The sequence below is a fragment of the Salinicoccus jeotgali genome (genome assembly GCF_039538805.1).
GTDB classification, from domain to species: domain Bacteria; phylum Bacillota; class Bacilli; order Staphylococcales; family Salinicoccaceae; genus Salinicoccus; species Salinicoccus jeotgali.
Genome location: NZ_BAABCK010000021.1, coordinates 75,987 through 100,918, shown reverse-complemented (window position 1 = coordinate 100,918; position 24,932 = coordinate 75,987). Strand labels below are relative to the sequence as shown.

Annotated in this window: 24 protein-coding genes and 8 tRNA genes; 12 read left to right on the top strand and 20 right to left on the bottom strand. The window is 42.6% G+C overall.

Features of this window, described 5'->3' with window-relative positions:
- The first annotated feature begins 159 nt into the window (after positions 1 to 159).
- The 4 genes from ABD734_RS06090 (at position 160) to ABD734_RS06075 (ending at position 2,690) form a co-directional block, all read left to right on the top strand.
- Positions 160 to 795, top strand: a complete 636-nt coding sequence (locus ABD734_RS06090; protein WP_344702416.1) for a DUF5067 domain-containing protein — start codon at positions 160 to 162, stop codon at positions 793 to 795.
- Between the two features lie 106 nt (positions 796 to 901).
- Entirely contained in the window at positions 902 to 1,687 is a 786-nt protein-coding gene (locus ABD734_RS06085) for a class I SAM-dependent methyltransferase (protein WP_344702414.1), read from the top strand.
- An 82-nt stretch (positions 1,688 to 1,769) separates the two neighbouring features.
- Positions 1,770 to 2,111 carry a four-helix bundle copper-binding protein gene (locus tag ABD734_RS06080; RefSeq protein WP_344702412.1) on the top strand — a complete coding sequence of 114 codons (342 nt, stop codon included), beginning with the start codon at positions 1,770 to 1,772 and terminating at the stop codon, positions 2,109 to 2,111.
- An 84-nt stretch (positions 2,112 to 2,195) separates the two neighbouring features.
- The gene (locus ABD734_RS06075; RefSeq protein ID WP_344702410.1) at positions 2,196 to 2,690 is read left to right on the top strand and encodes an immunoglobulin-like domain-containing protein; all 495 of its coding nucleotides are present in this window, start codon (positions 2,196 to 2,198) and stop codon (positions 2,688 to 2,690) included.
- Positions 2,691 to 2,747: 57 nt separating this feature from the next.
- On the opposite strand, the gene ABD734_RS06070 is transcribed toward ABD734_RS06075, so the two are convergent.
- The 5 genes from ABD734_RS06070 to fadX are packed head-to-tail and all read right to left on the bottom strand — an operon-like array spanning position 2,748 to position 10,634.
- The gene (locus tag ABD734_RS06070) at positions 2,748 to 3,932 is read right to left on the bottom strand and encodes a thiolase family protein (RefSeq protein WP_344702408.1); all 1,185 of its coding nucleotides are present in this window, start codon (positions 3,930 to 3,932) and stop codon (positions 2,748 to 2,750) included.
- A 31-nt stretch (positions 3,933 to 3,963) separates the two neighbouring features.
- Positions 3,964 to 6,222, bottom strand: a complete 2,259-nt coding sequence (gene fadB / locus ABD734_RS06065; RefSeq protein WP_344702406.1) for a 3-hydroxyacyl-CoA dehydrogenase/crotonase FadB — start codon at positions 6,220 to 6,222, stop codon at positions 3,964 to 3,966.
- 52 nt (positions 6,223 to 6,274) lie between these two features.
- Positions 6,275 to 7,480 carry an acyl-CoA dehydrogenase FadE gene (gene fadE / locus ABD734_RS06060; protein WP_425568355.1) on the bottom strand — a complete coding sequence of 402 codons (1,206 nt, stop codon included), beginning with the start codon at positions 7,478 to 7,480 and terminating at the stop codon, positions 6,275 to 6,277.
- Between the two features lie 52 nt (positions 7,481 to 7,532).
- Positions 7,533 to 9,047 (bottom strand): long-chain-fatty-acid--CoA ligase FadD, encoded by a 1,515-nt coding sequence (gene fadD / locus ABD734_RS06055; protein WP_344702404.1) that lies wholly within the window; start codon positions 9,045 to 9,047, stop codon positions 7,533 to 7,535.
- Positions 9,048 to 9,071: 24 nt separating this feature from the next.
- The gene (gene fadX, locus ABD734_RS06050) at positions 9,072 to 10,634 is read right to left on the bottom strand and encodes a fatty acid degradation protein FadX (RefSeq protein WP_344702402.1); all 1,563 of its coding nucleotides are present in this window, start codon (positions 10,632 to 10,634) and stop codon (positions 9,072 to 9,074) included.
- Between the two features lie 467 nt (positions 10,635 to 11,101).
- Here fadX and ABD734_RS06045 point away from each other — a divergent pair, with 467 nt between their 5' ends.
- Positions 11,102 to 12,292 carry an amidohydrolase gene (locus tag ABD734_RS06045; protein ID WP_344702400.1) on the top strand — a complete coding sequence of 397 codons (1,191 nt, stop codon included), beginning with the start codon at positions 11,102 to 11,104 and terminating at the stop codon, positions 12,290 to 12,292.
- Positions 12,293 to 12,904: 612 nt separating this feature from the next.
- Positions 12,905 to 13,693 (top strand): Ltp family lipoprotein, encoded by a 789-nt coding sequence (locus tag ABD734_RS06040; RefSeq protein WP_344702398.1) that lies wholly within the window; start codon positions 12,905 to 12,907, stop codon positions 13,691 to 13,693.
- Positions 13,694 to 13,880: 187 nt separating this feature from the next.
- Here the strand turns inward: ABD734_RS06040 and ABD734_RS06035 are convergent, their stop codons facing one another.
- The 6 genes from ABD734_RS06035 to ABD734_RS06010 all read right to left on the bottom strand — a co-directional run bounded on the left by ABD734_RS06035 (position 13,881) and on the right by ABD734_RS06010 (position 17,239).
- Positions 13,881 to 14,792 (bottom strand): N-acetylmuramoyl-L-alanine amidase, encoded by a 912-nt coding sequence (locus ABD734_RS06035; RefSeq protein WP_344702396.1) that lies wholly within the window; start codon positions 14,790 to 14,792, stop codon positions 13,881 to 13,883.
- 49 nt (positions 14,793 to 14,841) lie between these two features.
- The gene (locus tag ABD734_RS06030; protein ID WP_344702394.1) at positions 14,842 to 15,123 is read right to left on the bottom strand and encodes a holin; all 282 of its coding nucleotides are present in this window, start codon (positions 15,121 to 15,123) and stop codon (positions 14,842 to 14,844) included.
- 19 nt (positions 15,124 to 15,142) lie between these two features.
- Entirely contained in the window at positions 15,143 to 15,400 is a 258-nt protein-coding gene (locus tag ABD734_RS06025) for a hemolysin XhlA family protein (protein WP_344702392.1), read from the bottom strand.
- Between the two features lie 12 nt (positions 15,401 to 15,412).
- Entirely contained in the window at positions 15,413 to 15,544 is a 132-nt protein-coding gene (locus tag ABD734_RS06020) for a hypothetical protein (protein WP_344702390.1), read from the bottom strand.
- A gap of 246 nt (positions 15,545 to 15,790) precedes the next feature.
- Entirely contained in the window at positions 15,791 to 16,210 is a 420-nt protein-coding gene (locus ABD734_RS06015; RefSeq protein WP_344702388.1) for a sigma factor-like helix-turn-helix DNA-binding protein, read from the bottom strand.
- Positions 16,211 to 16,411: 201 nt separating this feature from the next.
- Positions 16,412 to 17,239 (bottom strand): DnaD domain-containing protein, encoded by an 828-nt coding sequence (locus ABD734_RS06010; RefSeq protein WP_344702386.1) that lies wholly within the window; start codon positions 17,237 to 17,239, stop codon positions 16,412 to 16,414.
- A 461-nt stretch (positions 17,240 to 17,700) separates the two neighbouring features.
- Between ABD734_RS06010 and ABD734_RS06005 the strand changes: the two genes are divergently transcribed.
- On the top strand, positions 17,701 to 18,051 hold the full coding sequence (locus ABD734_RS06005; protein ID WP_344702384.1) for a helix-turn-helix domain-containing protein: 351 nt from the start codon (positions 17,701 to 17,703) through the stop codon (positions 18,049 to 18,051).
- 194 nt (positions 18,052 to 18,245) lie between these two features.
- The gene (locus tag ABD734_RS06000) at positions 18,246 to 18,692 is read left to right on the top strand and encodes an ImmA/IrrE family metallo-endopeptidase (RefSeq protein ID WP_344702382.1); all 447 of its coding nucleotides are present in this window, start codon (positions 18,246 to 18,248) and stop codon (positions 18,690 to 18,692) included.
- 40 nt (positions 18,693 to 18,732) lie between these two features.
- On the opposite strand, the gene ABD734_RS05995 is transcribed toward ABD734_RS06000, so the two are convergent.
- Positions 18,733 to 19,338: a DedA family protein gene (locus tag ABD734_RS05995; RefSeq protein ID WP_344702380.1), complete on the bottom strand. Its 606-nt coding sequence runs from the start codon at positions 19,336 to 19,338 to the stop codon at positions 18,733 to 18,735.
- A 153-nt stretch (positions 19,339 to 19,491) separates the two neighbouring features.
- Between ABD734_RS05995 and ABD734_RS05990 the strand changes: the two genes are divergently transcribed.
- Entirely contained in the window at positions 19,492 to 19,731 is a 240-nt protein-coding gene (locus ABD734_RS05990; protein ID WP_344702378.1) for a hypothetical protein, read from the top strand.
- Between the two features lie 255 nt (positions 19,732 to 19,986).
- The gene (locus ABD734_RS05985) at positions 19,987 to 20,727 is read left to right on the top strand and encodes a hypothetical protein (RefSeq protein ID WP_344702376.1); all 741 of its coding nucleotides are present in this window, start codon (positions 19,987 to 19,989) and stop codon (positions 20,725 to 20,727) included.
- A gap of 631 nt (positions 20,728 to 21,358) precedes the next feature.
- Here the strand turns inward: ABD734_RS05985 and ABD734_RS05980 are convergent.
- The 8 genes from ABD734_RS05980 to ABD734_RS05945 form a co-directional block, all read right to left on the bottom strand.
- Positions 21,359 to 21,446, bottom strand: a tRNA-Ser gene (locus ABD734_RS05980).
- A 36-nt stretch (positions 21,447 to 21,482) separates the two neighbouring features.
- Positions 21,483 to 21,554 (bottom strand) — tRNA-Glu (locus ABD734_RS05975).
- A 1-nt stretch (position 21,555) separates the two neighbouring features.
- Positions 21,556 to 21,630 (bottom strand) — tRNA-Asn (locus ABD734_RS05970).
- 6 nt (positions 21,631 to 21,636) lie between these two features.
- Positions 21,637 to 21,710 (bottom strand) — tRNA-Gly (locus tag ABD734_RS05965).
- Positions 21,711 to 21,719: 9 nt separating this feature from the next.
- A tRNA-His gene (locus tag ABD734_RS05960) sits at positions 21,720 to 21,795 on the bottom strand.
- 13 nt (positions 21,796 to 21,808) lie between these two features.
- A tRNA-Phe gene (locus ABD734_RS05955) sits at positions 21,809 to 21,881 on the bottom strand.
- A gap of 33 nt (positions 21,882 to 21,914) precedes the next feature.
- Positions 21,915 to 21,990, bottom strand: a tRNA-Asp gene (locus tag ABD734_RS05950).
- 23 nt (positions 21,991 to 22,013) lie between these two features.
- A tRNA-Met gene (locus ABD734_RS05945) sits at positions 22,014 to 22,087 on the bottom strand.
- 478 nt (positions 22,088 to 22,565) lie between these two features.
- On the opposite strand from ABD734_RS05945, the gene ABD734_RS05940 reads away from it, so the two are divergent.
- Both ABD734_RS05940 and ABD734_RS05935 read left to right on the top strand, forming a co-directional pair.
- Positions 22,566 to 24,044 carry a purine-cytosine permease family protein gene (locus tag ABD734_RS05940; protein ID WP_344702374.1) on the top strand — a complete coding sequence of 493 codons (1,479 nt, stop codon included), beginning with the start codon at positions 22,566 to 22,568 and terminating at the stop codon, positions 24,042 to 24,044.
- Between the two features lie 281 nt (positions 24,045 to 24,325).
- Positions 24,326 to 24,682, top strand: a complete 357-nt coding sequence (locus ABD734_RS05935; RefSeq protein ID WP_344702372.1) for a hypothetical protein — start codon at positions 24,326 to 24,328, stop codon at positions 24,680 to 24,682.
- Positions 24,683 to 24,932 lie beyond the last annotated feature (250 nt).

Below are 24,932 nucleotides of genomic sequence, written 5' to 3'. Positions count from 1 at the left end.
ATCGATACATATCCAACTTGAAGGATGCCCTTTTAAAACCTTCACTATATGCGAGTATGTTGTTTTAAATATTTATTTATTTCAATAACCGAAATAATATTGATTATTCCGTATAGTATACTATAATTAACCTGTATCTAATTAATAGGGGGAAATAAAATGAGTCTAAGAAAGTACCTGCTTACGGGTGGCCTTTCTGCTGTACTGCTCCTTGGAGCCTGCAGCGATGATGGCGGTTCTGACGAGGGGCAAGCAGAAGACGAAGCAACGGGGGAAGAATCAAGCGGTGAGGCCTCTGATGAATCAAATGAAAACGGATCATCTGAAGAGGGTGCAGTTTCATACTCCGGAGAATATGGGGATTATGCATTCAATGAATTCAGTCAATTCACCATCGAGCCAGAAGAGAACGAAGAAGAGTCGACTGAAGAAGGTGCCGAAGAACCCCAACCTTCAGAAGTTGTAGTCATAGAATTCGAATTCACGAATAACTCCGAAGTCCCGACTGCACCACAAGAAGCATTTGGTCTGGATCTTGCGGTAAGACAAGTAGCTGAAGGAAGTGAATCGACACTTGAAAATATGACCACAAGCCTTCCGGAAGATTTCGAAATGAGTGAAGAGGCGGCAGCCGCCACCGAGACAGTCGAGCCTGGAGAGAGTGCTACAGCCGTACTAGCTTATGGATCAGTCGACCCGGAACTTGAAACAGTTCTCCAAAGCCGTGAAAATCCGATGGCAGAAGAGCAGTCGGAACCACTTGACCATAAGATAGAACTTGAAAAATCCGAATGATGAGTAAAATAATATAAAAATGCTTCAGGCATTTTAATCCGGCCCCCAGAATATACAATTTTGGGGGCCGGTGATTTTATCCATTCTTACTAAAGGAGTCTCCGCGATGATTATAACTACCGGCGGCAGAACGGATGAACAGACCGTTTTGTACGCATATTCCCTTGCCGATAAATATGATGCCCCCTATATCAAGCGTTCGAAGAGATCGATTGAAACCCTAAAGAGGCATTATCATCAGGATGTCGTGGTCGTCAGCAGGAGCGGAATCATCATCCATCCGTTCCCTCAAATCGAGCCGATTCATTTCCATCCCAATATGGCGATGGTAAGGGCCAAAAGAATATTGGAAGGGAAAGCCGATCCTTTCATCAAAACAGCTGGTCTGGAATCTGGCATGCATGTACTCGACTGTACAATGGGACTCGCTGCCGACAGTTTGATTGCCAGCCTTGCTGTAGGCGATGATGGGCGGGTAACCGCGCTCGAAAGCGATCCACTCCTCTACTTGGCCGTATCAGAAGGCCTCAAGCACTTTACCACGCAACACGTAGAAATCAGAGAGGCGATGAGTCGAATAGAAGCACTGCACGCCGTGCACCACGAATTCCTACAGAGGCAGGAAGACAATTCTTTTGACGTCATCTACTTCGATCCGATGTTCACCGAAACCGTCGAAACATCAGATGCAATGCAGGTTATTCATGAACAGACAGATAAATCGGATTTGTCACTTGATACCATCACTGAAGCCAGACGCGTCGCCAGAGAACGCATAGTCATGAAAGACCACTGGCAGAGCAGCCGGTTTCATGACTTGGGTTTCGTTCAAGAGAAAAGACCTTCCAGCCTTTTTCATTATGGCTATATCAACATAGATCTTAGCGAATGATATCGCTTATGTATGCGTTTCATCATGCAACATAGAGGAAAGAATAGAGCGTATTAGACTACTTGCCAGCAGGAGATTTCCAATGGAAATTCAATGCAATCATCCGCTTGAAACGCTGCAGCAATGCATGACCGAGCGCAACTGCTGCTTCGATGCCTGTCTTAAGGAAGACGATGTCAAGATGATGGCGGAATGCATACGACTCGACAGGGAATGCGCCGATATGTGCGGGTACTTGGAACAGGCCATCTCCAGAATTTCTCCATTCATCAAAGCACTTGCAGTAGTATGTGCCTCAATGTGTGATGCGTACGACGAAGAATGCGAAAAAAAGACCATGAACATTGCCAAAGATGTGGAAAAACATGTGCTGAATATGCAGAGGCGCATAATTCGGCTTTGTCCAATAAGCCCTGTCACTTGAGATGGGACTTAATTCATTGTTTGCCATCCTGGATTCTACAGTTTGATGCTTAAAATTTTGCAGCTCGATAGGAGGGTCGTCCTGATGGAAAAAAAGCATTACAAGAAGCTGGTACTGCTGCTGGCATCCGTCTCCTTCTTTCTGGTTTCCTGTATTACACCGCCTACATCAGAACTGTTGGAAGATCCCTCACCCAGACAAAATCTATCCGGCACCTCAAATAATGTTTCCCTTTCCCTCGATAAAACTACATACGACCTACCCATGCAGACAATGACACTTCACCTCCATAATGCTGGTGATACCGTGTATACATACGGTGAGTTCTTCTATATAGAAAAGCAATTCGAAGATAAATGGCATATGCTGGAAATAGAGGACTCCGTCTTTGACGACTTCACCTCATTCGATAACTACGGCAGTCGACTTGGACCGGAAGACAAAGCAGATATTACAGTGATCTTGGATGATTATGGACTAACATTCGACGTGGGTACATACAGAATCGTCAAGGCGTTCAGTGATGAGGACACGGGAGAGACTACTTGGCTTGCGGCCGAGTTTGAAATCATTGACTGATTGTTTCAAAAGCAAAAAACCCTCCCGTAGAAATTTTATCTGCGGGAGGGTTTTGGATTATCTTACATATTCGAAGATGCCTGCTGCGCCCATGCCGACTCCAATGCACATGGTGACCATGCCATATTTCGAATCGGTTCTGCGTTTCATTTCCGACAACAGTCGTGCCGTCAGCATTGCACCAGAAGCGCCTAGCGGATGTCCAAGCGATATCGCACCGCCGTTTACATTCGTCTTATCGATGTCCAAGCCAGTTTTACGGATCGAGGCGACGGTCTGAGAAGCAAATGCTTCATTCAATTCCACCAGGTCCATATCCTCAACTGATAGGTCGGCCTGCTCCAGCACTTCAGGAATGGCATATGCCGGACCAATCCCCATTATTTTAGGGTCGACGCCTACAGCTTTGAACCCGACGAACCTCGCGATTGGTGTCACCCCGAGCTCCTTCACCTTATCACCTGACATCAGAACGACGAACCCGGTACCATCGGTCAATGGCGCTGATGTACCTGCAGTCACTGTACCATCTGCCTTGAATACTGTACGCAGTTTCGCCAGTCCCTCCATTGTAGTGTCCGGTCGTATATGTTCATCCGTTTTAAACTCTTCCTTAGTGACGACGGGACCATTCTTGTCATAAGATACTCTTGTCACATCAATCGGGATAATTTCATCTTCAAAACGGCCCGCATCTAGTGCCGCCTTGGCACGCTGGTGGCTCTGCACCGCGTAAGCATCCTGATCTTCCCGGGAGACCTCGAACTCCTCAGCCACCATCTCTGCGGTCAGTCCCATCGGATAGGAGACGCCTGAGTCTGCATCTTGAAGAATGGGACTGTTCGTAGGCTCATTCCCACCCATCGGTACAGCGCTCATCAGCTCAATTCCACCTGCCGCCAGGACATCTGCCTGGCCTGCCTGAATCTGATTTGCTGCAATCGCAATCGTTTGAAGCCCCGATGAACAGTAGCGATTTACAGTCTGTCCCGGTACACTGTTTGGCATTCCCGCAAGCAATGCAATGGAACGGGCTATATTTTGCCCCTGTAGTCCTTCTGGAAAAGCATTGCCCACTATGACATCTTCAACCATGGAAGATTCAAATCCTCCATCCACACGTTTCAGCACGCCTTTAAGTACTTGTGCCGCTATTTCATCTGGCCTATCGTGGAACATCGCGCCGTTTTTAGCTCTGCCTGCAGCAGAACGGCCATAAGCCACTATATATGCTTCCTGCATTAAGACTCATCCTTTCTTTTTAGCCGATCCATTAATTGCGTAGTGGTTTCCCTGTTTCAAGCATATGACTGATTCTTGCATGCGTCTTTTCATTTTGGAGCAGGCTCAAGAAACGCTCGCGCTCCAGTTTCTGGATATACCTTTGATTTACATAGGTGTTTCGCGGTAGATTTCCACCTGCCAATGCTTCTCCAATTTTCAAAGTAATCTCATGATCATAGTCGCTGATGAAATGACCGAGACGCTGTGCATCAAGTTGACCTTTGACAAGTGCAATGAAATCCCGACCTAAGGCGATGTACTGCCCTTTTGTCTTAGGTATATAATTGGTTTTGGCTTCAAATCGCGCTTTTTCAAGCGCCACTTCAATACGCTTTTCTGAATTAAGCAGTATGGAATCTGTATCTCTCAAGTAACCATACCTTTTCGCTTCATAAGCATTTGTCGAAACTTTAGCCAGGCCGATATTCATCAGTACTTCCGTCATCAATTCCTGTTTGTCATTTTGTTTATGGGATGTACTTAATATACGATCTGCCATTTCAGCGAGTCCACCACCACTCGGTAATAGACCAACCCCGGTTTCCACCATACCCATATAAGTTTCGCTTGCAGCTACGACGAACGGTGAATGCAGCACCAGCTCACACCCACCACCAAGCGCCTTGCCCTGGACAGCGGTTACAACCGGCTTCAATGCATATTTTAAGCGGCTGAAGCTTTTATGGAGCTGATCTATGGCTGGGCCGACCAGATCATCCACCTGCTTCATTTCATGTGCTTTCTTCATCATATATAGATTTGCCCCTACGCTGAAGTTCCGGCCGTCTGCATAGATGACCATACTTGAGAAATCCTCAGTTTCGAGCAAGTCTATGGCTTCGATCAGATCGCTTGAAAAACCATCTGAGATGATATTGTTGGCACTTTGCAGCTTCAACAACAACTGATCGGAATGGGCTACCGAGAGATTGGAATCTTCCCGGTCCCATATCTGACTGTCTATAAACGATGCCACTGGAGTTATCCGTTCAATGGTCTCGCCTGCTTCATAGAATTCTGAAGCACGTTTCTCGATCCAATCAGGTAATTCTTCAAGTTCTTCCTTCATGCGGTTTTTAACGCGATCGAATCCCATAAGATCCCAGAGCTGGAACGGCCCCTTCTTCCAGTTGAACCCCCATACAAGCGCCCGGTCTATATCTTTATAGTCAGAAGCCGCTTTCGGTACGTTCAAAGCAGAATAATAGAAGTTGTTTCTGAGTGTCTCCCACATGAACAGCCCCGCTTCATCTTGAGCATTGAATATTACATCCATGTTCGCTTTCAGATCTTTGCTGAACTGCCCCAGGATTTCAAACTGTGGTTGCTGTTGGGAGACATAATCATTCTGTTCCGGGTCGAAGACGAGAATCTCTTTTTTGTCCTTTTTGTAGAAGCCCTGCTTGGTCTTCCTGCCGAGTGCACCCTGTCCGACTAGTTTTTCGGCTACTTTGGTGTCATGGAAAAATTCTTTTTCCTCAGGAATCTGCTGCAGTCCTTTAGTTACAGTGACTGCAATGTCCAATCCGACCAAATCGCTCAACCCGTAGGTCCCCGTACTCGGTCTGCCGATGCTGCGCCCTGTCAGAGCATCCGTTTCGGTAATCGACATACCTTGGGTTTCAGCCCGGTGCATGATGTCATTCATCGTCTGTGTGCCAACCCGGTTAGCGACAAATCCTGGAACATCATTAGCAATCACTACACCTTTACCGAGCTTATCTTCAGCGAAGGCTTGCGCTTTATCGACCGATTGTTCAGAAGTGTCTTCAAGCGGAATGATTTCCACAAGCTTCATTATCCTTGGCGGATTAAAGAAATGCATTCCAAAGAATCTTCTGCGTTCTTCTTCACCCAATACTTTTGCGATATAAGCAATCGGTATGCCGGAAGTATTCGTTGCAAATAGTGCGTTATCTTTTGCAACACCCTTCACCTTATTCCACACTTCATGTTTAATCTCCAACTCTTCCTTAACAGCTTCGATGAAGATATCCGAATCATCCTGCCCCTTCAAGTCATCTTCAAAGTTGCCGTAGGACAAGTTTGATGCAAAATCCAGGTCGAACAGCTGTGGACGCTTTTTATCTGTTATCATCTCATATGCTTTTTTTGAAATCTTGTTGCGATCCTTGTCATCCGCCACTATATCCAATAATTTCACTTTCAAGCCGGCATTGACGAGCAGTGCAGCAATCTGACTGCCCATTACCCCAGCACCTAGAACGGTTGCTTTTCTTATCGTCATGGAAATACCCTCCAAATTATTTGATCTCCGATGTACTTTTGCCCTACGGACTTTAGATGAATGCAGAGTCGCCGGTCAATGCACGGCCTATCACCAATGCATTTATTTCATGGGTCCCTTCGTATGTGAAGACCGCTTCAGCATCCGAGAAGAACCTGGCGATATCATACTCGGCAAGGATACCATTGCCCCCTGTAATGCCTCTGCCCATAGCCACAGATTCCCTTAGGCGTAACGCGTTCATCATCTTCGCAGTAGAGGTCGCCACTTCGTCGTATTCACCCTTCTCCTGCATACGTGCAAGTTGTGCAGATAAAGTGATTGCCTGCGATAGGTTACCTTGCATCATGGCCAATTTTTCCTGGATCAATTGGTACTTGCTGATTTCCTTGCCGAACTGTTTACGTTTAGTCACATAATCAAGTGTGGCACGCAGTGCCCCTGCCATTGCGCCAGTCGCCATATATGCCACGCCTGCACGTGTCGAATAAAGGATTTTGGCGATGTCTTTGAAGCTGTTGATATTTTGAAGTCGATCTGCCTCTTCCACTACGACATCCTTTAAATGGATGTTGGCATTGGGTACGATCCTGAGTGCAATTTTATTCTCTATGATGTCGATATCGACACCTTCCTGTTCTGGTCGGATGATGAAACCTTTCGGTTTGCCGGTTTCAACATCGACCGCAAACAAAGGGATGACATCTGATACATTCGCTCCCCCAATCCATTTTTTCGCGCCATTTATAATCCATTTGTCACCCTCACGTTTTGCCGTCGTCTCCAATCCTCCCGCCACATCGGATCCGTGCTCCGGTTCAGTCAATGCAAAACACGTTCTGAGTTCATGGGACTGTAGTTTTGGAATATAGTGCGCAACCTGCTCTTTACTCCCTCCAAACAAGAAGGCATTGTGACCAAGTCCTTGATGGACACCAAGCAAAGTCACCAACGATACATCAAACCTGGCTACTGTGTAGGATAGGAAGAACTGGAACATCTGACTTGCCATCCTGGCGCCTTCCCGACCTTCAAACAACAAAGGATTATTGAAATAGTCAAGTTTGCCCATCTCTTCAAAGAATCCCTCTGGAATGGTTGCATTTATCCAATGGTCATTGATGGAATCCCGGTATTTACTCTCAAGCAGGTCGTTCAGTTGCTTTAAAAACTTCACCTCTCCTTCAGTGAGCTCTTTAGACACATTCAGTAGATCTTCTGGATATAGTTCCTTCAATAGTTCATCTTTAGTTGCCATTATATTTCCCCCATCATTTTATGATACCGCTTCCAAAATCGCTGTTGATCGTCTAGTGCACAAGCCCATTCTCCTGTGCTTTTTCGTTCATGAGTTTCTGGATGGCCATCCTGTCCGGTTTTGCAGTCGAGTTCAACGGGATATCCGTCAGTTTCAGATACATCCTCGGAACTTTATAACCTGCTAATCTTTCCCTCATATGTGCGTTCAAGACCTCTTCAAAACCTTCTTCATCCTCCGTCAAGACGACTGCTGCAGAGACCGATTCACCATATTTCGGGTGATCGAAGCCGACTACGATTGATTGCCTCACTAATGGATGCTCGGATAATACAGACTCGACTTCAGACGGCAATACGTTTTCACCACCGGTGATGATTAGTTCTTTCTTACGGTTGACGATGAATATATCGCCATCCTCGTCTTTGCGGGCGAGGTCTCCAGTTAGGAAATAGCCGTTGTGGAATGACTTTTCAGTCAGTTCCGGTCTATTCCAATAGCCTGGTGTTACGTTTTTACCTTTAATCGCCAGTTCCCCTATTTCATTCGTTCCAACTTCATTACAATCATCATCGAGCAGCTTCATATCGACATACATGATCGGCTTACCGATACTCATCGGTTTTCTTTTGGCATTCTCTGGCGTATTGACCATTGCTAGAGGTGCCTCAGTCAGACCATAACCATTAATCAATGTATGGCCCATGCTTTCAAAATGTCTCTGGACAGCTGGTAGCGGAGAGGAGCCTCCCTGGATCAGGAACCTTATATTTTCAAAGTTTTTAATATCAAAGTTGTCCGCAAAAATCATGCCGTAGTACATCGTCGGTATTAATGTGAGGTAATCTGGTTTATGCTCCGCCATCAGATCATTCAACTGTGCCCCATCGTAGTAGCGGTGCAGCACGAGTGTACCCCCTACCATGATTGCCGGAAGTGCGGTGTCATTCAGCCCGAGGACGTGGAACAACGGCGTCGTAAGGATTGTTTTATACGAGGCATTGATCTTATAGGTCAAGGCCGTGTTCACGATATTGCTGATGAATGAATCATATGTGAACATCACTCCTTTAGGGAGTCCAGTCGTGCCGCTTGTATAGATTAGTGCTGCAAGCTCATCACTTTCAACATCGACGGTTTTGAAAGGTCGATGGTTATCAGGGTTGCATATGTCATCATATTCTTTTGAATCGATATTCATATGAAGTAGACCTTCAGGAGTGCCGGTCAGGCTTTCCTTATGCTTTTCTGCATACAAGATTAGTTTGACGCCAGAATCTGAAATGACGCTTTGTATTTCTTTTGGACTCAAACGCCAGTTCATCGGTAGAAATACCGCCCCCATCTTGAATGTCGCGAATAACAGGTCGAATATTGCTACATCGTTGGGCGCAAATATCCCGACTACATCCCCGTGGCCAATACCTTGTTCCCTGAGGTGATTCGCCAAGTTTTCAGCGCGTTTGTCCATATCCTGATAAGACCACTCTGTCCCCTTCAGAGGATCTATTATTGCTGGTTTCACTTCATCATAGTCCGCCCGTGTCTTGATCCAATCATAATTCATGTCTATCTTCCCCTTTGTTTGTAATTATTCTCCCTTTATGGAATATTGCAGTTTCCCCCATGTTTCCTGATAGATTTCCGGATCCATTACTTTTATATCTTCTGCAATGATCGGTTTGAAATCCATCTGAGAAAGTACATCCTTTTCCAATTGAAGCCCTGGTGCGATTTCAATGACTTTCAATCCTGCATCAGTCAACTCAAAGACCGCACGTTCCGTAACATAGTAGACCTGCTGCCCGAGCTGTCTGGAATAAGCTGCATTGAAATCCATGCTTTTGACGCTGTCCACGAACTTCCTGGTGTGCCCCTCCTCTTTTATCTCAAGAGTTTTATCGCGGCACGCTGTCTCGCTTCCCACGACCATGGTGCCTGAAAAGATCAATGTCTGGACAGTTTGACTGATGTCTATAAAGCCGCCGCTGCCGTTCAGCCTTTCCCCAAAAGCCGAGACATTGACATTGCCGTGTTGGTCGATTTCCGCAAAACTCAAGTATGCGATGTCGAGACCACCATTGAATATGAAATCCCAAGTCATGTCATGGCGTATTCTCGCATCCAAGTTATAATTCATGCCGAAACGCTTGCCGCTGCCGAACATGCCGCCAAAAATACCGGTATCGATGTTCAAATTCACAAGCTCGCTCACCTTCTCTTCACGTAGCAGGTTGGAGAGCTCGTTATTGATTCCATAACCGATGCTCACACCATCTCCCGGTGAAAGGAACTGGGCTGAGCGTCTAAGAATTATTTTCCGTGCATCGAATTTCGGGAATCTTTGTCTAGACTCTGCAATCCTGTGGTGCCCTGCCAAAGCAGGATCATAATAATCCTGTATCACTTGCTTATGATATTTGGGGTCTTCATTGACGACTACGTAGTCTACAAGTTCGGCCGGTATGAATACGTCCTTTGGATTATAGCTGCCATTCTTGATGATCTCTTTCACTTGGACGATTACCTTGCCGTTATTACTGCGTGCTGCAGCAGCTGCAGCATACCCTTCTCCGAGATGGGATTCATGAGTCATGTAGATGTTGCCCTTCTCATCCGCATAAGTCCCCCTTAATAAAGCAATATCAATCTTAGGGAAATCATAGTGCAGATATTCATCACCATTGATATCAATGACTGACACTATATCTTCCCCAGTCACATCATTTGCTCTACCACCCGAATACCTTGGATCAACAACTGTGTTCAAGCCAATTTTAGAGATCATGCCCGGTGAAGCCGATGATTGATGGCGATACTGGGTGGCGATGATGCCTTGTGGCAGGAAATACATTTCTATTTCATTATTTTTAACCGCCTTGACTGTAAACGGCGATGCTATCACCAAACTTGTGATGATGCATTTGACCATCCCCCGTGTTACAAAGGAATCCAGATCGAATCCATCATCAAAATCACTGATGTCGTTCGAGACGACAAACGTAAGACTATTTACTTTCTTATTCTCATCATGCTGTTCTGCCAAGTTTTTAAGTATTTCGACTGGCAGATTACCCACTGATAGAGCAGCTATCGAAATGACATCCCCTGTTTTAACGATATGCTCCAAATCATTGTATGAAATAATCTTCATATTCCATTCTCCCGACATTATTTATTCCAACAACACTTTTAACATATAACATCCCCCTGTTTATGTTGACCTTACAATTTTAAATGTATCACTACGACAATTAGTTGTAAACGTTTTCATTTCAGAAATATTTAAATTTTCTCATTATAAAGTTTTATATCTGATGTTATAACCTAGTACTAAAAACATCTTAAAGCCTAATGATACAAGCAATTAAGGAAAAAATAACAAGTCTATCTGTATAACATTTAAGGATAGAATTAAAAGTGTAAATATGAAATAAGTAAATATTGACCTTTAATTAAAAAAATGGCCAATAAAATATTTAATTGAAATTTTACCGCTCTCTGACCCGCTTACGTATATCCTGAAAATTACTAAAGTATTTTTGCAGGCTGTGTTAATGATTTCCTTTCAGGCACTTGAATGCTAGAATTTACACCAAAAGATATTAGGGGGTATTAATAGTGGATTTGAAGGATAAACTTTTTAGGAAACTGGAAGATAAAAAGCAGGATATGATTGAAACCAGAAGATTTCTGCACGAAAATCCCGAGCTGTCATTCGAAGAGCATAACACTGCGAAGTTCATCGAAGACTTCTATCACGATAAGGATGTCAAAGTTACAAGCAACGTGGGCAATGGATACGGCATCATCGTTGAAATCAGTGGCAAGGGCCCGGGTCGGGTAATCGGATTGCGCGCTGATTTCGATGCGCTTCCCATAGAGGAAGAAGCAGATGTGCCTTTCAAGTCCAAAAATGAAGGTGTGATGCATGCTTGCGGCCATGATGTACACACTGCCTATATGCTCCACTTGGGTGAAGCGCTCATTGAACTCAAGGAAGAATGGCCAGGGACCATAAAACTGATTCATCAACATGCTGAAGAAGTCCCGCCTGGCGGCGCAAAAAGCATTGTCGAATCAGGGATGCTCGATGATTTGGACGAAATCTACGGCATTCATATCTTCCCAGCATTCGATACCGGTACCATCGCCCTCGTTCCCGGCAACGCAATGGCCGGCAGATCGAACTTCACTTTGACCATCCAAGGTTCCGGTGGTCATGGCGCCATGCCGCATACGACCCGTGACGCCCTGGTTGCCGGCTCGTACTTCGTCACAGAAGCCCAGACCATCGTGTCGCGACGCATGGACCCGAACGATTCAGTAGTCGTATCCATCACAGCATTCGATGCACCTGGAGGGTTTAATGTAATACAGGATAAAGTCGTACTGCGCGGGACTGTCCGCTACCTGGACGAAGATAATAAAGAGCCTGCATACGAAGCAATGAAGAAGATCACTAGAGGCATCGAAACCTCTTTCGATGTCGAGTGCACGCTCGATTATCTTTATGATTATCCCGTCACATATAATCACCCCAGGGAAACACAACTTGTGGAAGATATCCTCAAAAAGAGCGTTGGATCTTACATTGATGAGATAACCCATCCCAAACCTTTCAGCGGCTCGGAAGATTTCTCCTACTATCTCGAAAAGATACCAGGCACTTTCATAAACATCGGTGCCAGACCTGAAGGCATGGAAGACCCGTACCCCAACCATCATCCTAAATTTTTGATAAACGAAGACTCTTTATTGATCAGTGCAAAAACGCTTGGTGAGATTGTCCTGGATAGACTTAAAGGATGATGAACCTTAGATGCAAGATATATACACCCTTTGCGTCAACCATACTTCAATAAATACGAGAGAAACGCCCACTAGATATTTATCTAATGGGCGTTTCTTAGTTGATGAAAGATTTCGAAATTAAAATAGAATGCCAATGTATTAAATTTTTCCCAATCGCTAACTCTTATCCTCTTTATTAAACAGTAGAAGAGATGGTTTTATCTTATATGGTCTCTGTATTATGTTTAGATTTAAGAGCCTGTAAATTTCTCAAGAGGAAAAATTAAATAGTAACAACAATTATTACCAATATTAGGATACAATGTAATTATAATATTAATGAAAGTTTTTACATAAGATGAATTACTTACTTCCAATAAACTTTTAGCCAGTAATCAACAATTAATCTATCGATTTTACCACTGTAGCAAATGAGGTGAAAAAATTGTAAACTTCCTTCATCTACTTAGAATCTTTACCATTACAACATCCTAACTGATCAGATAATAATGAATTATAGTGGTTATATAACATCCTATTGAAAATTTAGCCATATAAAGGGGGTGATTTTATCGATTGAGATTGAGTGCACACATCATATTACATAATTCAGAAAAGGGGATGTTTAGGTTGGCGAAAAAGCAAGAGGAACAAGAATTTTTTGACAAGGATGGCAATAGAGTTATTATGCAGCAACCAAAGAAAAAAGGCGGTTGCCTGAAATGGGCATTTATCATTATAGGTGTCATAATTTTATTTGGTGCTTGTAGCGCTCTATTGAGTGAAGGAGATGGAGAAGATACTGAGACTTCGAACAGTAATAATGATTCGGAGACGGTAGAAACAACTGAGGATAATACCTCAGATGAAAGCACAGAAGAAGCCAGCACTAAAGACGAAACTGAAGAATCTGAAGAACCTGAAGAGGATAATGCGAAAGAAGAAGAAAATAATGACGATGTAAGCCGGGAATTTAAAAATGCTTTAAAAAGCGCAGAACAATATAATACCACTATTCCGATGTCAGAAGCTGGTTTGTACGATCAATTGACAAGCTCAGCCGGCGAAGATTATCCAGAAGACGCAGCCCAATACGCCATAGATAATCTGGATGCTGATTATAAAGAAAATGCTTTGAAATCAGCGCAAAGCTACCAAGATGTCATGCCAATGTCAAAAGCCGGTCTATACGATCAATTAACAAGCTCAGCCGGCGATAAATATACTGAAGAAGAAGCTCAATATGCTATAGATAATTTGGATGTCGATTATAAAGAGAACGCTTTAAAATCAGCCCAAAATTATCAAGATATCATGCCGATGTCTGACAGTGAACTATTTAATCAATTAACAAGTGCAGCAGGAGATCAATACACAGAGGAAGAAGCCCAATACGCTATAGACAACTTAGACAACTAGTTTCCAAGGGGCATTGTGCCCCTCTTTTTGTTAATTTTTATAAATATCTTACGAGAGATAAATAATACATTTCAAAAAATGATTCATTGTAAGCATTATCAAAATTTTGTACTACTTTCAAAAGTTTTTAAGCGAGCAAAAATTTATTCCATTATGTATCCTCCCTCAACTGTGGGAGGCATTTTTATTAACTAAACGTACCCCAATCTGTGCCGACCTCACCAGTAACACTATTCCATGTTTTGACTGGCAGATATTTTGTCTGACCATTTACATAGTATTCAATCCAGATATGATTATCCTGCCTCAATAGATAACTGTACTCTGTTGACCATCCTGGATTTGCGTAGCCGCCTTCAGGGGCGGACAGGAATGGACTGCCAATGCGGGACATGATCCGCGTGCCTCCTACTTTAAAGGTTCCATTTGTTTTAAGGTATTGTGTGCCATATTGATTAGTCTGCCATTCTTCTTCAGGCGCGGGTGCCCCTGTATCTGATAGTGTCTTGAACGGCACGCCAAAGTAGTCACATACCGCTTTGACATCACAGTCCGCCATATCTGTAATGTACCGACCTTGTTTATCTCCGAAGATCAATGGAAAATCTAAGTTGTTCGTCATAAACCCATGCTCGACCAGGACCATCGGGAAAGTAGTGGATTCCCTGATGATGTGAAGGTTTGTCCATGAGTTATATTGGGCTGCATGCAGTCCATTACCATGGACACTATAACCCTTCCCTTTCATATTGTTGATGATGTTGGTTGCGAACTGCTTGCCCTGGCTACTGGTATACCAATAGAATGCACAACGGCCGTTTGCACTTGATGTCCCAGCGTTCGCATGCAGGGATATTCCAAGATCTGGGCGCTTGCTGTCATAGTAGTTGGTGCGATTCACAAGATATACATCCTTGCTGTCGAATGGCTGTGCCATTATGACTTTAAAACCGTTATGTTCAAGCAGACGCTTTACACGTTTCCCCAACTTATTATTAAAATCGAATTCCGCATAGCCTTTTCCATCTTTGTAGACACCTTTACCTGGTGGGAATGTGTTGTTCCCATGTCCAATATCCAATGCAATTACTTTACTCATACTTACCACTCCTTAATCTATTTTTAAAATTCGGCATAAAAAAGACACCCTATTTCAGAGTGTCTGTTGTAAATCCTTCTCTTTTGCTCGCAACTTCCCATGCACCTGTTGCCATCAGACCGCTGATCACCCCTGCGGCCACCCTGCCACCCATTGATAATTCAGCACCCAGTTCAGGCACGAATGTGGTCAAGGCACCAAGACTTGCACCGATTGTTACGCTGATCAAGGGCAGAAAATTCTTCTTCATCTTTTGGGTACGTTTCAACACTTCCACGATGCCAAGTGTGATGCTTGCTATAACTCCACTGAACAACAGTATTCCTTCCATCGTTTTTCATCTCCTCTCATTATATGAAGATGAACCCAAGCACAAATATAATGAACGGCACCAATATGCCGGCTGCAAAACCGGCTGCCCATTTCAATGTCAGCTTGAGCTCCTTCACCTTCTTCTCGTTATGTTGGCACATATCGAACGCCTTATTAGACTTGTCATATGCCTCATCCGCACGCTCCCGTATCTGCTCCAGCCCGCTCAGTTTGCCATCTATCTGTCCCAAGCGGTCAAATATCTTAATGGCGATATCTTTTTCATCTACTGGCATCAAATCACCCCTTCACTTATATTCAAGCGCATATTGACCACCCCCTTTTTCCATAAAAAAGAGGCCGCTTCTCAGCAGACCCATATCTTTAAAATGCTCTTTCCAGTAATGCAGATAGATCATCAGAGCTAGCTTGGCCCTCAAACTTTTCTCCTCACCGCTTCACGCCCCCTACTTTTTGTGTATTGTTCTACTCAAGATCGTTAATGTTTGGCGACAAACAAGAAAGACACTCATATGAGTGTCTTCACAGTATCTGTATTTAGAACGAGGTCAATGAAGAAAAGTTGTGCGGCCAAGCATTTCATCTTCTCTATCCACCCTTAATTCTACAGTAGTCCCCCCTACATCCTCATCATTTTTATAACAATTTCATCATTTTCAACTTTTTCAGTCCTTCATCAACAAACATGCATCCTTCATGATCTGGTAGACGCGTGTCGTTGACACCCCAACTTCTTCTGCGATGCTTTGGTACGTCATGCCATCGAGTCTTAGATTGAAGACTAGCGCCATACGTTCGTCTGTAATACGGCTCCACCTATTCTGGATATATCGTGCTTTCGCTTCAAGACGGGATAGTTCAGCATCCATCCTCAACCGTCTTTCAACTTCATTGTGTACCGGGTCACTGGTGGTACCCTGTGCTTTTGGCATGGCGGATTCGATACCATACTGGGCAGTCGCACCACCACCCACGTCTGACTTATATTGCGCGCGCAATTCTTTTATTTTCGAGATATAGTACGGATAACTATTGATCATATCCATAATCTTTTCTGTTGAGTATGTTTCAGTTTCATATTTCATAATTCAGCTACACCCCATTTTAAAATTTGATTAGTGTTTAAGTAAACGAGACACCCCCGCTCGTTCTGCAGATTGAGTTGTACATTCTGCATCTCTTCTATATATCGTTCCATTATTAAATACGAGCAAGTTTTGTAATGGCTAAACACTTCTTTTATAAGCAGTTCTTGTTATTGCACATATGCTCTTTTAACATCTCGCCTATCCGTCGCTTCTGAATTCCGCAATCATCTTCTGAATTTCAGGATCCTCACCAGCTGTCTTGATTGATTCTGGTGCTCCCTCCGATTTTGATCTGTTTTCATCATTCAACCAGGATGGTGCAACCTCACCCATTCGCTCACGCTGCCTCTGTTGGTAAGAAGGCTTCGTGCGCTTTAGGTTGGCACGTTCAAACCGTTGTCTGTCCGCTTTGACTTTTTCTATAGTATCCAAGCCATCAGCCTGCCAACGGGATAAAATACCGTTGATATAGCTGTGATGCTTTTTGCCTGCATCATACGTTTCTTTCATGGCTTCGATAATGATTTCTGGAGAATGTCTTTTTAACCATTCATCCACTTGTGCATTTAAAGCAGCAGCCACTACCCCGAAACCGAAATACTCATATGCTTGATATATCTTCCCAATCCGTTCCTCGTAGACTTTGGATGTATATTGCTTATCATCATTGTTGTTCATTATTAATTCGTTATTCACCTTATCGTCATTATTGTTTGTGCTTCTTTCTGTCACTTGTGCGCACTCAGTGTGTCCCTCTTGTATCTTTTCAGATGCTTTCCTGTGTCTTTTCTGTATATCTCCATTTTGATAGACGTCATAATTAACGACAGTCAGTAGCGTCTTTTTGGTGTCCTTTTCTGTAAGTATCATCCCATCGCTCTCCAATAATTTCAGGAAGCCATCAACCTTTGTTCTCGACCAGCCCCAACGTTCTCCAAGCTGGCGTATACTGGTAATCCTTTGTCCTCTCTTGACTCGAATCAATTCATTATCACACACCACTTTGTTGTCTTTATGATTGACCATCAGCAGTAAATCCACCCAAACCTCAAACTTAGAAAATTTTCGTTTTTCCTGGAAAAGCCAATGATCCTCTATACTCCGGTGTAGACTGATCCAACCAGTCATGCAATCATCCCCACTCTTCTTACTTCATTTCTTCAGTTATCTATTCAGCAACCAGTTCATCGGTGACTTCTTTCCAGAAACAACTGCATATTCCGTTTCGATTTAGTTTAAGGTAAGCTGCTGATAAGTTACTCTTAGTGAGTAAATTTAAATCAAAAAATTTTATTTGCTTGCTATGGCTTCGAATACAATAAATATACTTTTGACCATTAAAATAAGCATCCTGCTAACTTTCATTATAATACTCCTTATGAGTAAGTCAATAAATAATTTACTCATTATGTATAAATAACTTTCTCTATTAGAGTAAATGACATATACTTATCATGTGAGCAACATCTATGAAAGCGGGGAGTGCCATGAATAAAGACCGTCTGATACATCTGAGGGAAAAGAAAGGATGGACTAAGGCCGAGAGTGCCCGTAGATTAAGCATAGCTACCAGCACTTATTCGAGCTATGAATATGGCCATCGAAAGCCCGACAGTGAAATGCTTGTAAAAATAGCTAAACTACATGATGTGTCCACCGACTACCTGCTGGGAAATGATAGGGAGGAAAAAGAGAATCTCTTCGATGAAACAGATGTTTTGATGTTTTCTGATAAAGAGGGATTTGATAATCTTTCAGAAGCTGACAAGCAGGAGTTAAGGGAATTGTTGAATGATCAGTTGGAGTTCTGGATTGAGAAGAAGAACAAGGGGAAATAACTTGCTGCCATAGGCAGCTGTGAATATGAGTAGAAGCAATGCTTTCTAAGTGAATTATAACGATTAGTCTTCGCTAGAAAGTGCTTTTAATCTACTTCAGCATTTAAAACAATGCTCAACTGACCACAAGGGTTTTAGGTGGTCAGATATTTTTTAAAGTCAAAATCGAACATACGTTCCTTAAGGGGGATTTTATGAGAATTGAAAAAGTCGTCAACGAGCTGGTTGATACTTGCGTTACAGATAGCCTGGACTTGAACATCCCTCACCTATCTTTTATGTTCTCTGCACACATCATGTATAACGATCATACAAGTTTTTACTACAATAAGCAGGGGGTAGATATCATCGCCATTAAGGTTGGCGACCCCTTCGAGATGTGGCAGTCGTTTTGCCATGAAGTTGGGCATATGTTCCTCCACTGCACCAATCAGCAGGTAATGCCTCATGCCTTCAACTATAAGCAGGAGGCTGAAGCAGAGAAATTCGCATTGCTGTTGATGATGCCGGAAAAGCTGATTATGCGTCATAAATTATATGAAGCGCAAGATATTGCTAATTATTTTGAAGTCCCAATCGATTTGGCCATGCTGCGCATGGAAATGCTGATAGAATATACGCGTGCGAATACCTTTGACTAGGAGGTTTAAAATTATTATGGGCGAGTAAGTGATAAAATCATCATTTCTTTTTTCTTATTATTAATATAAAAATAAAGATAATCACCACTGCAATAAGAATGGCATAAATGATCTTTGAGTAGATATCCATATACTCGACAATTGTCTGCCACGAGCCACTGGCCGAAGCACCTAAGTACACAAGGACCGTATTCCAAATTAGAGTACCCAATGTGGTCAACGCAAGAAACAGCAGAATATTCATGCGCGCCATCCCTGCAGGAATCGAAATGATGCTGCGCATCAAGGGAATGAAGCGGCTTACGAGGACCGCCCCTATTTCATATTTACTAAACCAGTCATTGTATTTACGGAGGTCTTCCTGATCCAGACGGAAGATATGCCCCCACTTGTCGACAGCCTTTTCCATCCGCTTCTGGCCTTGAGATATTCCGAAGTAATACAATGCAGTAGCACCACCGACGGAACCGATGGTCGCTGAAATGGCAGCACCAGCTACGCTCAAGTTTGACTGGGTCGTCATGAAACCGCTGAAACTCAGCACCACTTCGGAAGGAATGGGTGGAAAAACATTTTCTAAAGCCATCAAAAAGGCGATGCCGAGATAACCGAAACTATTTATGATATAGGTAAGCAGACTTTCCATTTTATCCTCCCCATCGCACCCAAATTATGGATGGATTATACATTTAATGTCCTTTTCAATTACCCGTATTTGATTTCATTATGCTGTAATTGTTTAACAGCATGGATAATATGGTAATAATAATTAAATGAACAGACAAAGGAGTGTTTGATCATGTCAGAAGAAAATAAGAACCAACAGGAACAGATGAAAGAAGTAGCAGAGCAGAAGGCAGAAGAAGGCAAAAGACAGAAAGAACAGATGAAGGAAAAAGCCCAAGCCAAACAAAGTGATTATAGAGATGAGAAATCAAAAGATCTTGCTAAACATGTTGAAACACAAGGTAGAGCCCCTGATGTAGAAGATCAGGCAGAGTTGGAAAAAGGCGAAAACCCATCCAATCAATACAGATAAACACACTGCAAAACACAGGCACACCCTAAATGGGTGTGCCTGTGTTTTTAATTCCATATACACTATTTAGTTGAATCTTTAAGTTTTCGAATTTGATATTTGAGTTGCATAAGTAATATATGTTTGAGCGAACGATGCTTAAATTAAAATAAAATTGATATTTAAACTTTATAAAAAAATATGAATGAAATCTAACTTAGCCAACAAGCAACCTATGTTACAATAAATGTAATTTAATCTAGGAGGTTACATATCATGAAAAAGTATCTATTAACTGGCGGCTTTGCCACTGCACTATTACTTGGTGCTTGTGGGACCGATGAAGAGCAGTCAGAAGAAACTGTAGCTGAAGAAACGACAGAAGAACAAACTGAGAAATCCGAACCAACTGAAGAGGTCACTGAGGAAACAACTGGGGAAGAGACTACTGAAGAAGCTGCTGAAGTTGAAGACGAGGTTGATGAAGTGGTTGATGAAGTTGAGGAACCAAATTCACTTGCAGAGGCAAACGAAGAACTTGCCGGCGAGGATGGGTTGACAGAAATATACGGATATAATGATGAAGAAGTTACTGAAGAAATAGGTAGCCTAATTGTTACACGTAATTCCGCTGTTGTGTTTGGCATGGAATTAGATGAAGATACAGCATGGTATTTTGAAGATGAAGGTTACTCACTCGGAGACGAAGTACAAATGATAACTATCGAGTACACAGTCGAAAATACTGTGGAGGATCCAAGAGATTTTTATCTTAACCAGACAACACTTATTACAAGCACGGGCGAACAAATAGAAAGCGAGTGGTTAATGGACAGTGGTTTACAGTCTGAAATGCTAGGTGCTGTTAAGTCGACAGGAGACGTAACTTTTTTACTGCGAAATAGTGATGCGGACGATATTGAATGGGTAGATATTATTATCCCGAGTTTGAGTGATGAGAATTACGATATAGTGTCTGAAGAATACAAACAACGTATTGAAATAATGAAAGAATAAGATTAAGCCACTTCATGAGTGGCTTTTACTATGGTCTAGATCAACACGGCGCATTTCGAGTACTCTGTTTGTTTAAACCAAGCAATATAGGGACTGACTCCTTGCAATCTTTTAACTGTACCTAGAAGTTGAATAATGCCACGTATAATTGAATATCCATTTCGCGGAATAATCTATGTATAATTTGTCTTATAGCATGAGTAGCCTATTAGACAGGTATGACTAATCTCTTTATAGTCAAAGTTATTCTATTAGAGTATAAATTTCTCATCTCATTACCTCTATTAAATCTAACGGCAACAAATACAGAAAAGGCATAAAATCATAGAAAATATACTAAGTAGAATAATATTTTGCAGATGTACATAAATGAGGTTGAGGCCAGCTCATAATTTTTGAGTACAGTGACAGGACTGATATGGTTGTCGATACATCTAATCTCACAGTTTAATTGTACCTTGAGCCCTTCTGCTGAATAAAGAAGCATAATACTATACTTAGAGCCATTCGCTCGATGAACATAGACCAGCTCAGGGAAACATGATGAAGAAAAATTTATAGAAGAAAATAAAAAGTGGACACGTATTGAAAACGTGTCCGCCTTAAACGTTGCTATATCAATAAGTTTTAACGGACAGTGAGGGATTCGAACCCTCGATACGGGGTTACCGTATACACGCGTTCCAGGCGTGCGCCTTAAGCCACTCGGCCAACTGTCCAAGATTTAAAAAGAAGTGAGAGTTCTCACTTCAGTATGACCCGTACGGGACTCGAACCCGTGTTACCGCCGTGAAAGGGCGGTGTCTTAACCGCTTGACCAACGGGCCATGGCTCCACAGGTAGGATTCGAACCTACGACCGATCGGTTAACAGCCGATAGCTCTACCACTGAGCTACTGTGGAATAAATTGGAGCGGGTGATCGGAATCGAACCGACAACATCAGCTTGGAAGGCTGAGGTTATACCATTTAACTACACCCGCTTTAAAAAATGGGGCGGCTGATGGGTTTCGAACCCACGCATGCCGGAACCACAATCCGGTGTGTTAACCACTTCACCACAACCGCCATTATTTAAAGATGGTTCAGGACGGAATCGAACCGCCGACACTGTGAGCTTCAATCACATGCTCTACCGACTGAGCTACTGAACCTTGCTCTATTTAAGTTGTATATAATCAAAAAAATGGCGGTCCCGACGGGAATTGAACCCGCGATCTCCTGCGTGACAGGCAGGCATGTTAACCGCTACACCACGGGACCTTTTATATGTAGACAGAAAAAAATTGCGGGAGGTGGATTTGAACCACCGACCTCCGGGTTATGAGCCCGACGAGCTACCGAACTGCTCCATCCCGCGATAATATTATTACGTTTTTTAACGCCTGATATATATACTAAAGGTTTTCTGTTTTATTTTCAAGTTATTTCATCAATTTACTTGAGTAAAATTTACACTTTAATCCTCAATTCTCTCCCCCTATCAACTTTTCTATCATTTTTCTTTAATATAGAGGCTGTAAATGAAAAAAATTTAGATATACATTCGCTTTATATCAACTCCTTGATATTATTGTCAAACAGAACTTGGTATTAAATATTTCACACCCTTGCCATCTAACTCTTATCAACGTTTTCACGGTGTTTTCATAATGGTTTCTGAAACTAATTTTTCAAACATTATACAATTAATATTTCACTTTATATACTGTATAAATATGAAATAAATCACATTGAACCCTCTGAAAGCCGTGTACGCGTTTGAAATACCATTCAATCTTCTATATAGTATAAATGTCGGTTAATTATAAAATTTCAAAAGAATGGAGAGGATATTTATGGGATCTGTGCAAGTGACAGATCAGCAGAACACTCATAATGTCGAAGAAAGTGACTACTCACTGAACAAAGTTCCCTATAAAGAACGGAACATGGACTGGTTAAGCATAACCAATATCACCTTCGGGATTGCAACTGCTATCTTCTATTTCCAGCTTGGCAGTGTAATGGCATTGCAATTTGGTGCAATCAACGCCCTTATCTCAGCAGGTTATGCGATTGTAGTCGCTGGTATCATGGCGACAATCATCTCTTATCTATCTGCACGATCGGGCATGAATGTGAACTTGATGTCCAGAGGTGGCGGATTTGGCTACATAGGCGCCTCGTTGACCTCTTTGATATATGCTTCAAACTTTATTATGTATTGTGCTTTTGAAGGGATGATACTGGTCTACGCGGTGCACGAATTTTTCCCGGCCATACCGAAGTGGTTGTTGATTGTGGTATTCGGCTCCCTCGTCATTCCTTTGAACTGGTTTGGAATCAAACAATTGGATAAGCTGCAGAAATGGTCTCTGCCTATATTTTTCGCCTTTTTGATTGGCGCAATTACAGTCGCTCTCTTTACAACATCACTTTATGATGGGGCATTCTGGACATACATGCCTGAAGGCGTCCAAGTAGGCGGCACAGCACTCTTGATGTGCATTGGTATGCAACATGGTATCATGGGGCTCACTGCCCTACTCGCTTCCGATTATGCACGGTTCTTGAAACCTGAACACATCAAGCTTGGATCGGTCGCTATCGGATTCATCCCGCAGATTTTCTGCTACGGAGTAATGGGCGGCTTAGGTATCTGGTTCGGAGTAAGACTTGCAGAACCAAACCCTGGTGTCTATATAGTACAGCTCCTCGGTATTGGCGGGGCATTGTTTACAATGCTTACACAAGTTCGCATCAATGTGACGAACATATACAGCAGTTCCCTATCCTTATCCAATTTCTTCGAAAACGTATTCCGTTTCACCCCGGGACGTAGATTCTGGATTGTTGTAGCCGGGATGACTGCTATGGCACTAATGCTTGGTGGCATCGTCGATCACCTCGATGCAGCACTTACATTCCAGGGGGTGTTCCTCCTCGCTTGGGCGTCTGTTCTTATAACCGATGCTCTCATCGTTAAGATGCTGCTCAAGATCGGGCCTGCATTCTATGAAGCCCGACAAGACAATTTGTATAAATGGAACCCTGTCGGGGTAGTATCATTGATCATCGCAAGCGTACTCGGCACTGTAGCGGCATTAGGTTATATGGGGCCATTCCTGGCCAACACTGCAGCCTTTTTCGCTTCTCTTCTAGCTGCCTTGTTGACGGTGCTGATTGCCATTATTACAAAAGGTGAATTTTACCTTAAAACACGTGTAGATGATGTCGATAAAGAAGATTATCTATTCAAACCAAAATCATATAAGAGAAAAACTTATAGGGCAAAACGTCCTGTATTTCTGAACGCCGAACGCATGGAAAAATAAGTTGCCAAAAAGCAGGAGAACCTCTCTCCTGCTTTTTATAATGTCCATAGATAACAAATCCCCTCTACATTATCCATAATCGCTCTAATTTAGTTTGAACACCATACCAAAGGGAATAACTATGTAAAACTTAGGAGGCATTGTATATGTATAAAAATCAATACAAACCATTTGAAACAGAGAAGGATGCAGAACTCTATTTGGATAACTACATCGACTTGAAATAGTATGTAGTCATTTCAAACCAGAATCTTGCAGATCTTAAAGACAAATTCCCTGAATTGGAAATTGTCGATAGTGAGAGCAATGATTTCGACGATAAGGTGACACAACTGGAGTTTGACGCAGGAAGTAAAGATGACTTCATGAAGCATTATGATGCAGGCGCAGTCATCATTTTCGAAAGATTTGATGAAACAGATTCATTAAAAACCGAACAAGATGAATCCAGTGAGAAGCAGACCAACGTCAAACCACGTGATGAGTACGATACTGAAATTGTAGATACAAATACAGGCGAACGTTCCATGATGAAAGTTAAGAATAATGATCCATCAAATGCAGACTATAATAATGACGAAGCCGTCTACTTCAGAAAAAGCGACAAAGAAGAAGAAGAATTCCTAGAAGGCAAATAAAGAACACATGACCGTACGGTCATGTGTTCTTTATTAACTTTACATCAATTGTTGCGTTATTGAAGTGAACTTAATATAAAACCCCGCAACCTTATGGTTGCGGGGTTGGTACGGAGATGGAGGGAATCTTGATAAGCGATTTCCTCTTAAATATATAAACTGTGAAATCAGTGTTTTCAAGGGATGCAAAACATATCATAAAATATACAATGTTTTTTAAATCCAAAAAGATGAATTATGTGGCCACCTC

What these genes read in the sequence shown, in the direction of transcription:
- ABD734_RS06090 (WP_344702416.1), top strand. Translation starts at nt 160, where the DNA reads ATGAGTCTAAGAAAGTACCTGCTTACGGGTGGCCTTTCTGCTGTACTG.
- ABD734_RS06075 (WP_344702410.1), top strand. Translation starts at nt 2,196, where the DNA reads ATGGAAAAAAAGCATTACAAGAAGCTGGTACTGCTGCTGGCATCCGTC.
- ABD734_RS06080 (WP_344702412.1), top strand. Translation starts at nt 1,770, where the DNA reads ATGGAAATTCAATGCAATCATCCGCTTGAAACGCTGCAGCAATGCATG.
- ABD734_RS05985 (WP_344702376.1), top strand. Translation starts at nt 19,987, where the DNA reads ATGAAAAAGTATCTATTAACTGGCGGCTTTGCCACTGCACTATTACTT.
- ABD734_RS06010 (WP_344702386.1), bottom strand. Translation starts at nt 17,239, where the DNA reads ATGGTCAATCATAAAGACAACAAAGTGGTGTGTGATAATGAATTGATT.
- ABD734_RS05990 (WP_344702378.1), top strand. Translation starts at nt 19,492, where the DNA reads ATGTCAGAAGAAAATAAGAACCAACAGGAACAGATGAAAGAAGTAGCA.
- ABD734_RS06000 (WP_344702382.1), top strand. Translation starts at nt 18,246, where the DNA reads ATGAGAATTGAAAAAGTCGTCAACGAGCTGGTTGATACTTGCGTTACA.
- fadX (WP_344702402.1), bottom strand. Translation starts at nt 10,634, where the DNA reads ATGAAGATTATTTCATACAATGATTTGGAGCATATCGTTAAAACAGGG.
- ABD734_RS06035 (WP_344702396.1), bottom strand. Translation starts at nt 14,792, where the DNA reads ATGAGTAAAGTAATTGCATTGGATATTGGACATGGGAACAACACATTC.
- ABD734_RS06005 (WP_344702384.1), top strand. Translation starts at nt 17,701, where the DNA reads ATGAATAAAGACCGTCTGATACATCTGAGGGAAAAGAAAGGATGGACT.
- fadD (WP_344702404.1), bottom strand. Translation starts at nt 9,047, where the DNA reads ATGAATTATGATTGGATCAAGACACGGGCGGACTATGATGAAGTGAAA.
- ABD734_RS06070 (WP_344702408.1), bottom strand. Translation starts at nt 3,932, where the DNA reads ATGCAGGAAGCATATATAGTGGCTTATGGCCGTTCTGCTGCAGGCAGA.
- ABD734_RS06025 (WP_344702392.1), bottom strand. Translation starts at nt 15,400, where the DNA reads ATGCCAGTAGATGAAAAAGATATCGCCATTAAGATATTTGACCGCTTG.
- ABD734_RS05940 (WP_344702374.1), top strand. Translation starts at nt 22,566, where the DNA reads ATGGGATCTGTGCAAGTGACAGATCAGCAGAACACTCATAATGTCGAA.
- fadE (WP_425568355.1), bottom strand. Translation starts at nt 7,480, where the DNA reads ATGGCAACTAAAGATGAACTATTGAAGGAACTATATCCAGAAGATCTA.
- ABD734_RS06015 (WP_344702388.1), bottom strand. Translation starts at nt 16,210, where the DNA reads ATGAAATATGAAACTGAAACATACTCAACAGAAAAGATTATGGATATG.
- ABD734_RS06085 (WP_344702414.1), top strand. Translation starts at nt 902, where the DNA reads ATGATTATAACTACCGGCGGCAGAACGGATGAACAGACCGTTTTGTAC.
- ABD734_RS06030 (WP_344702394.1), bottom strand. Translation starts at nt 15,123, where the DNA reads ATGGAAGGAATACTGTTGTTCAGTGGAGTTATAGCAAGCATCACACTT.
- fadB (WP_344702406.1), bottom strand. Translation starts at nt 6,222, where the DNA reads ATGACGATAAGAAAAGCAACCGTTCTAGGTGCTGGGGTAATGGGCAGT.
- ABD734_RS05995 (WP_344702380.1), bottom strand. Translation starts at nt 19,338, where the DNA reads ATGGAAAGTCTGCTTACCTATATCATAAATAGTTTCGGTTATCTCGGC.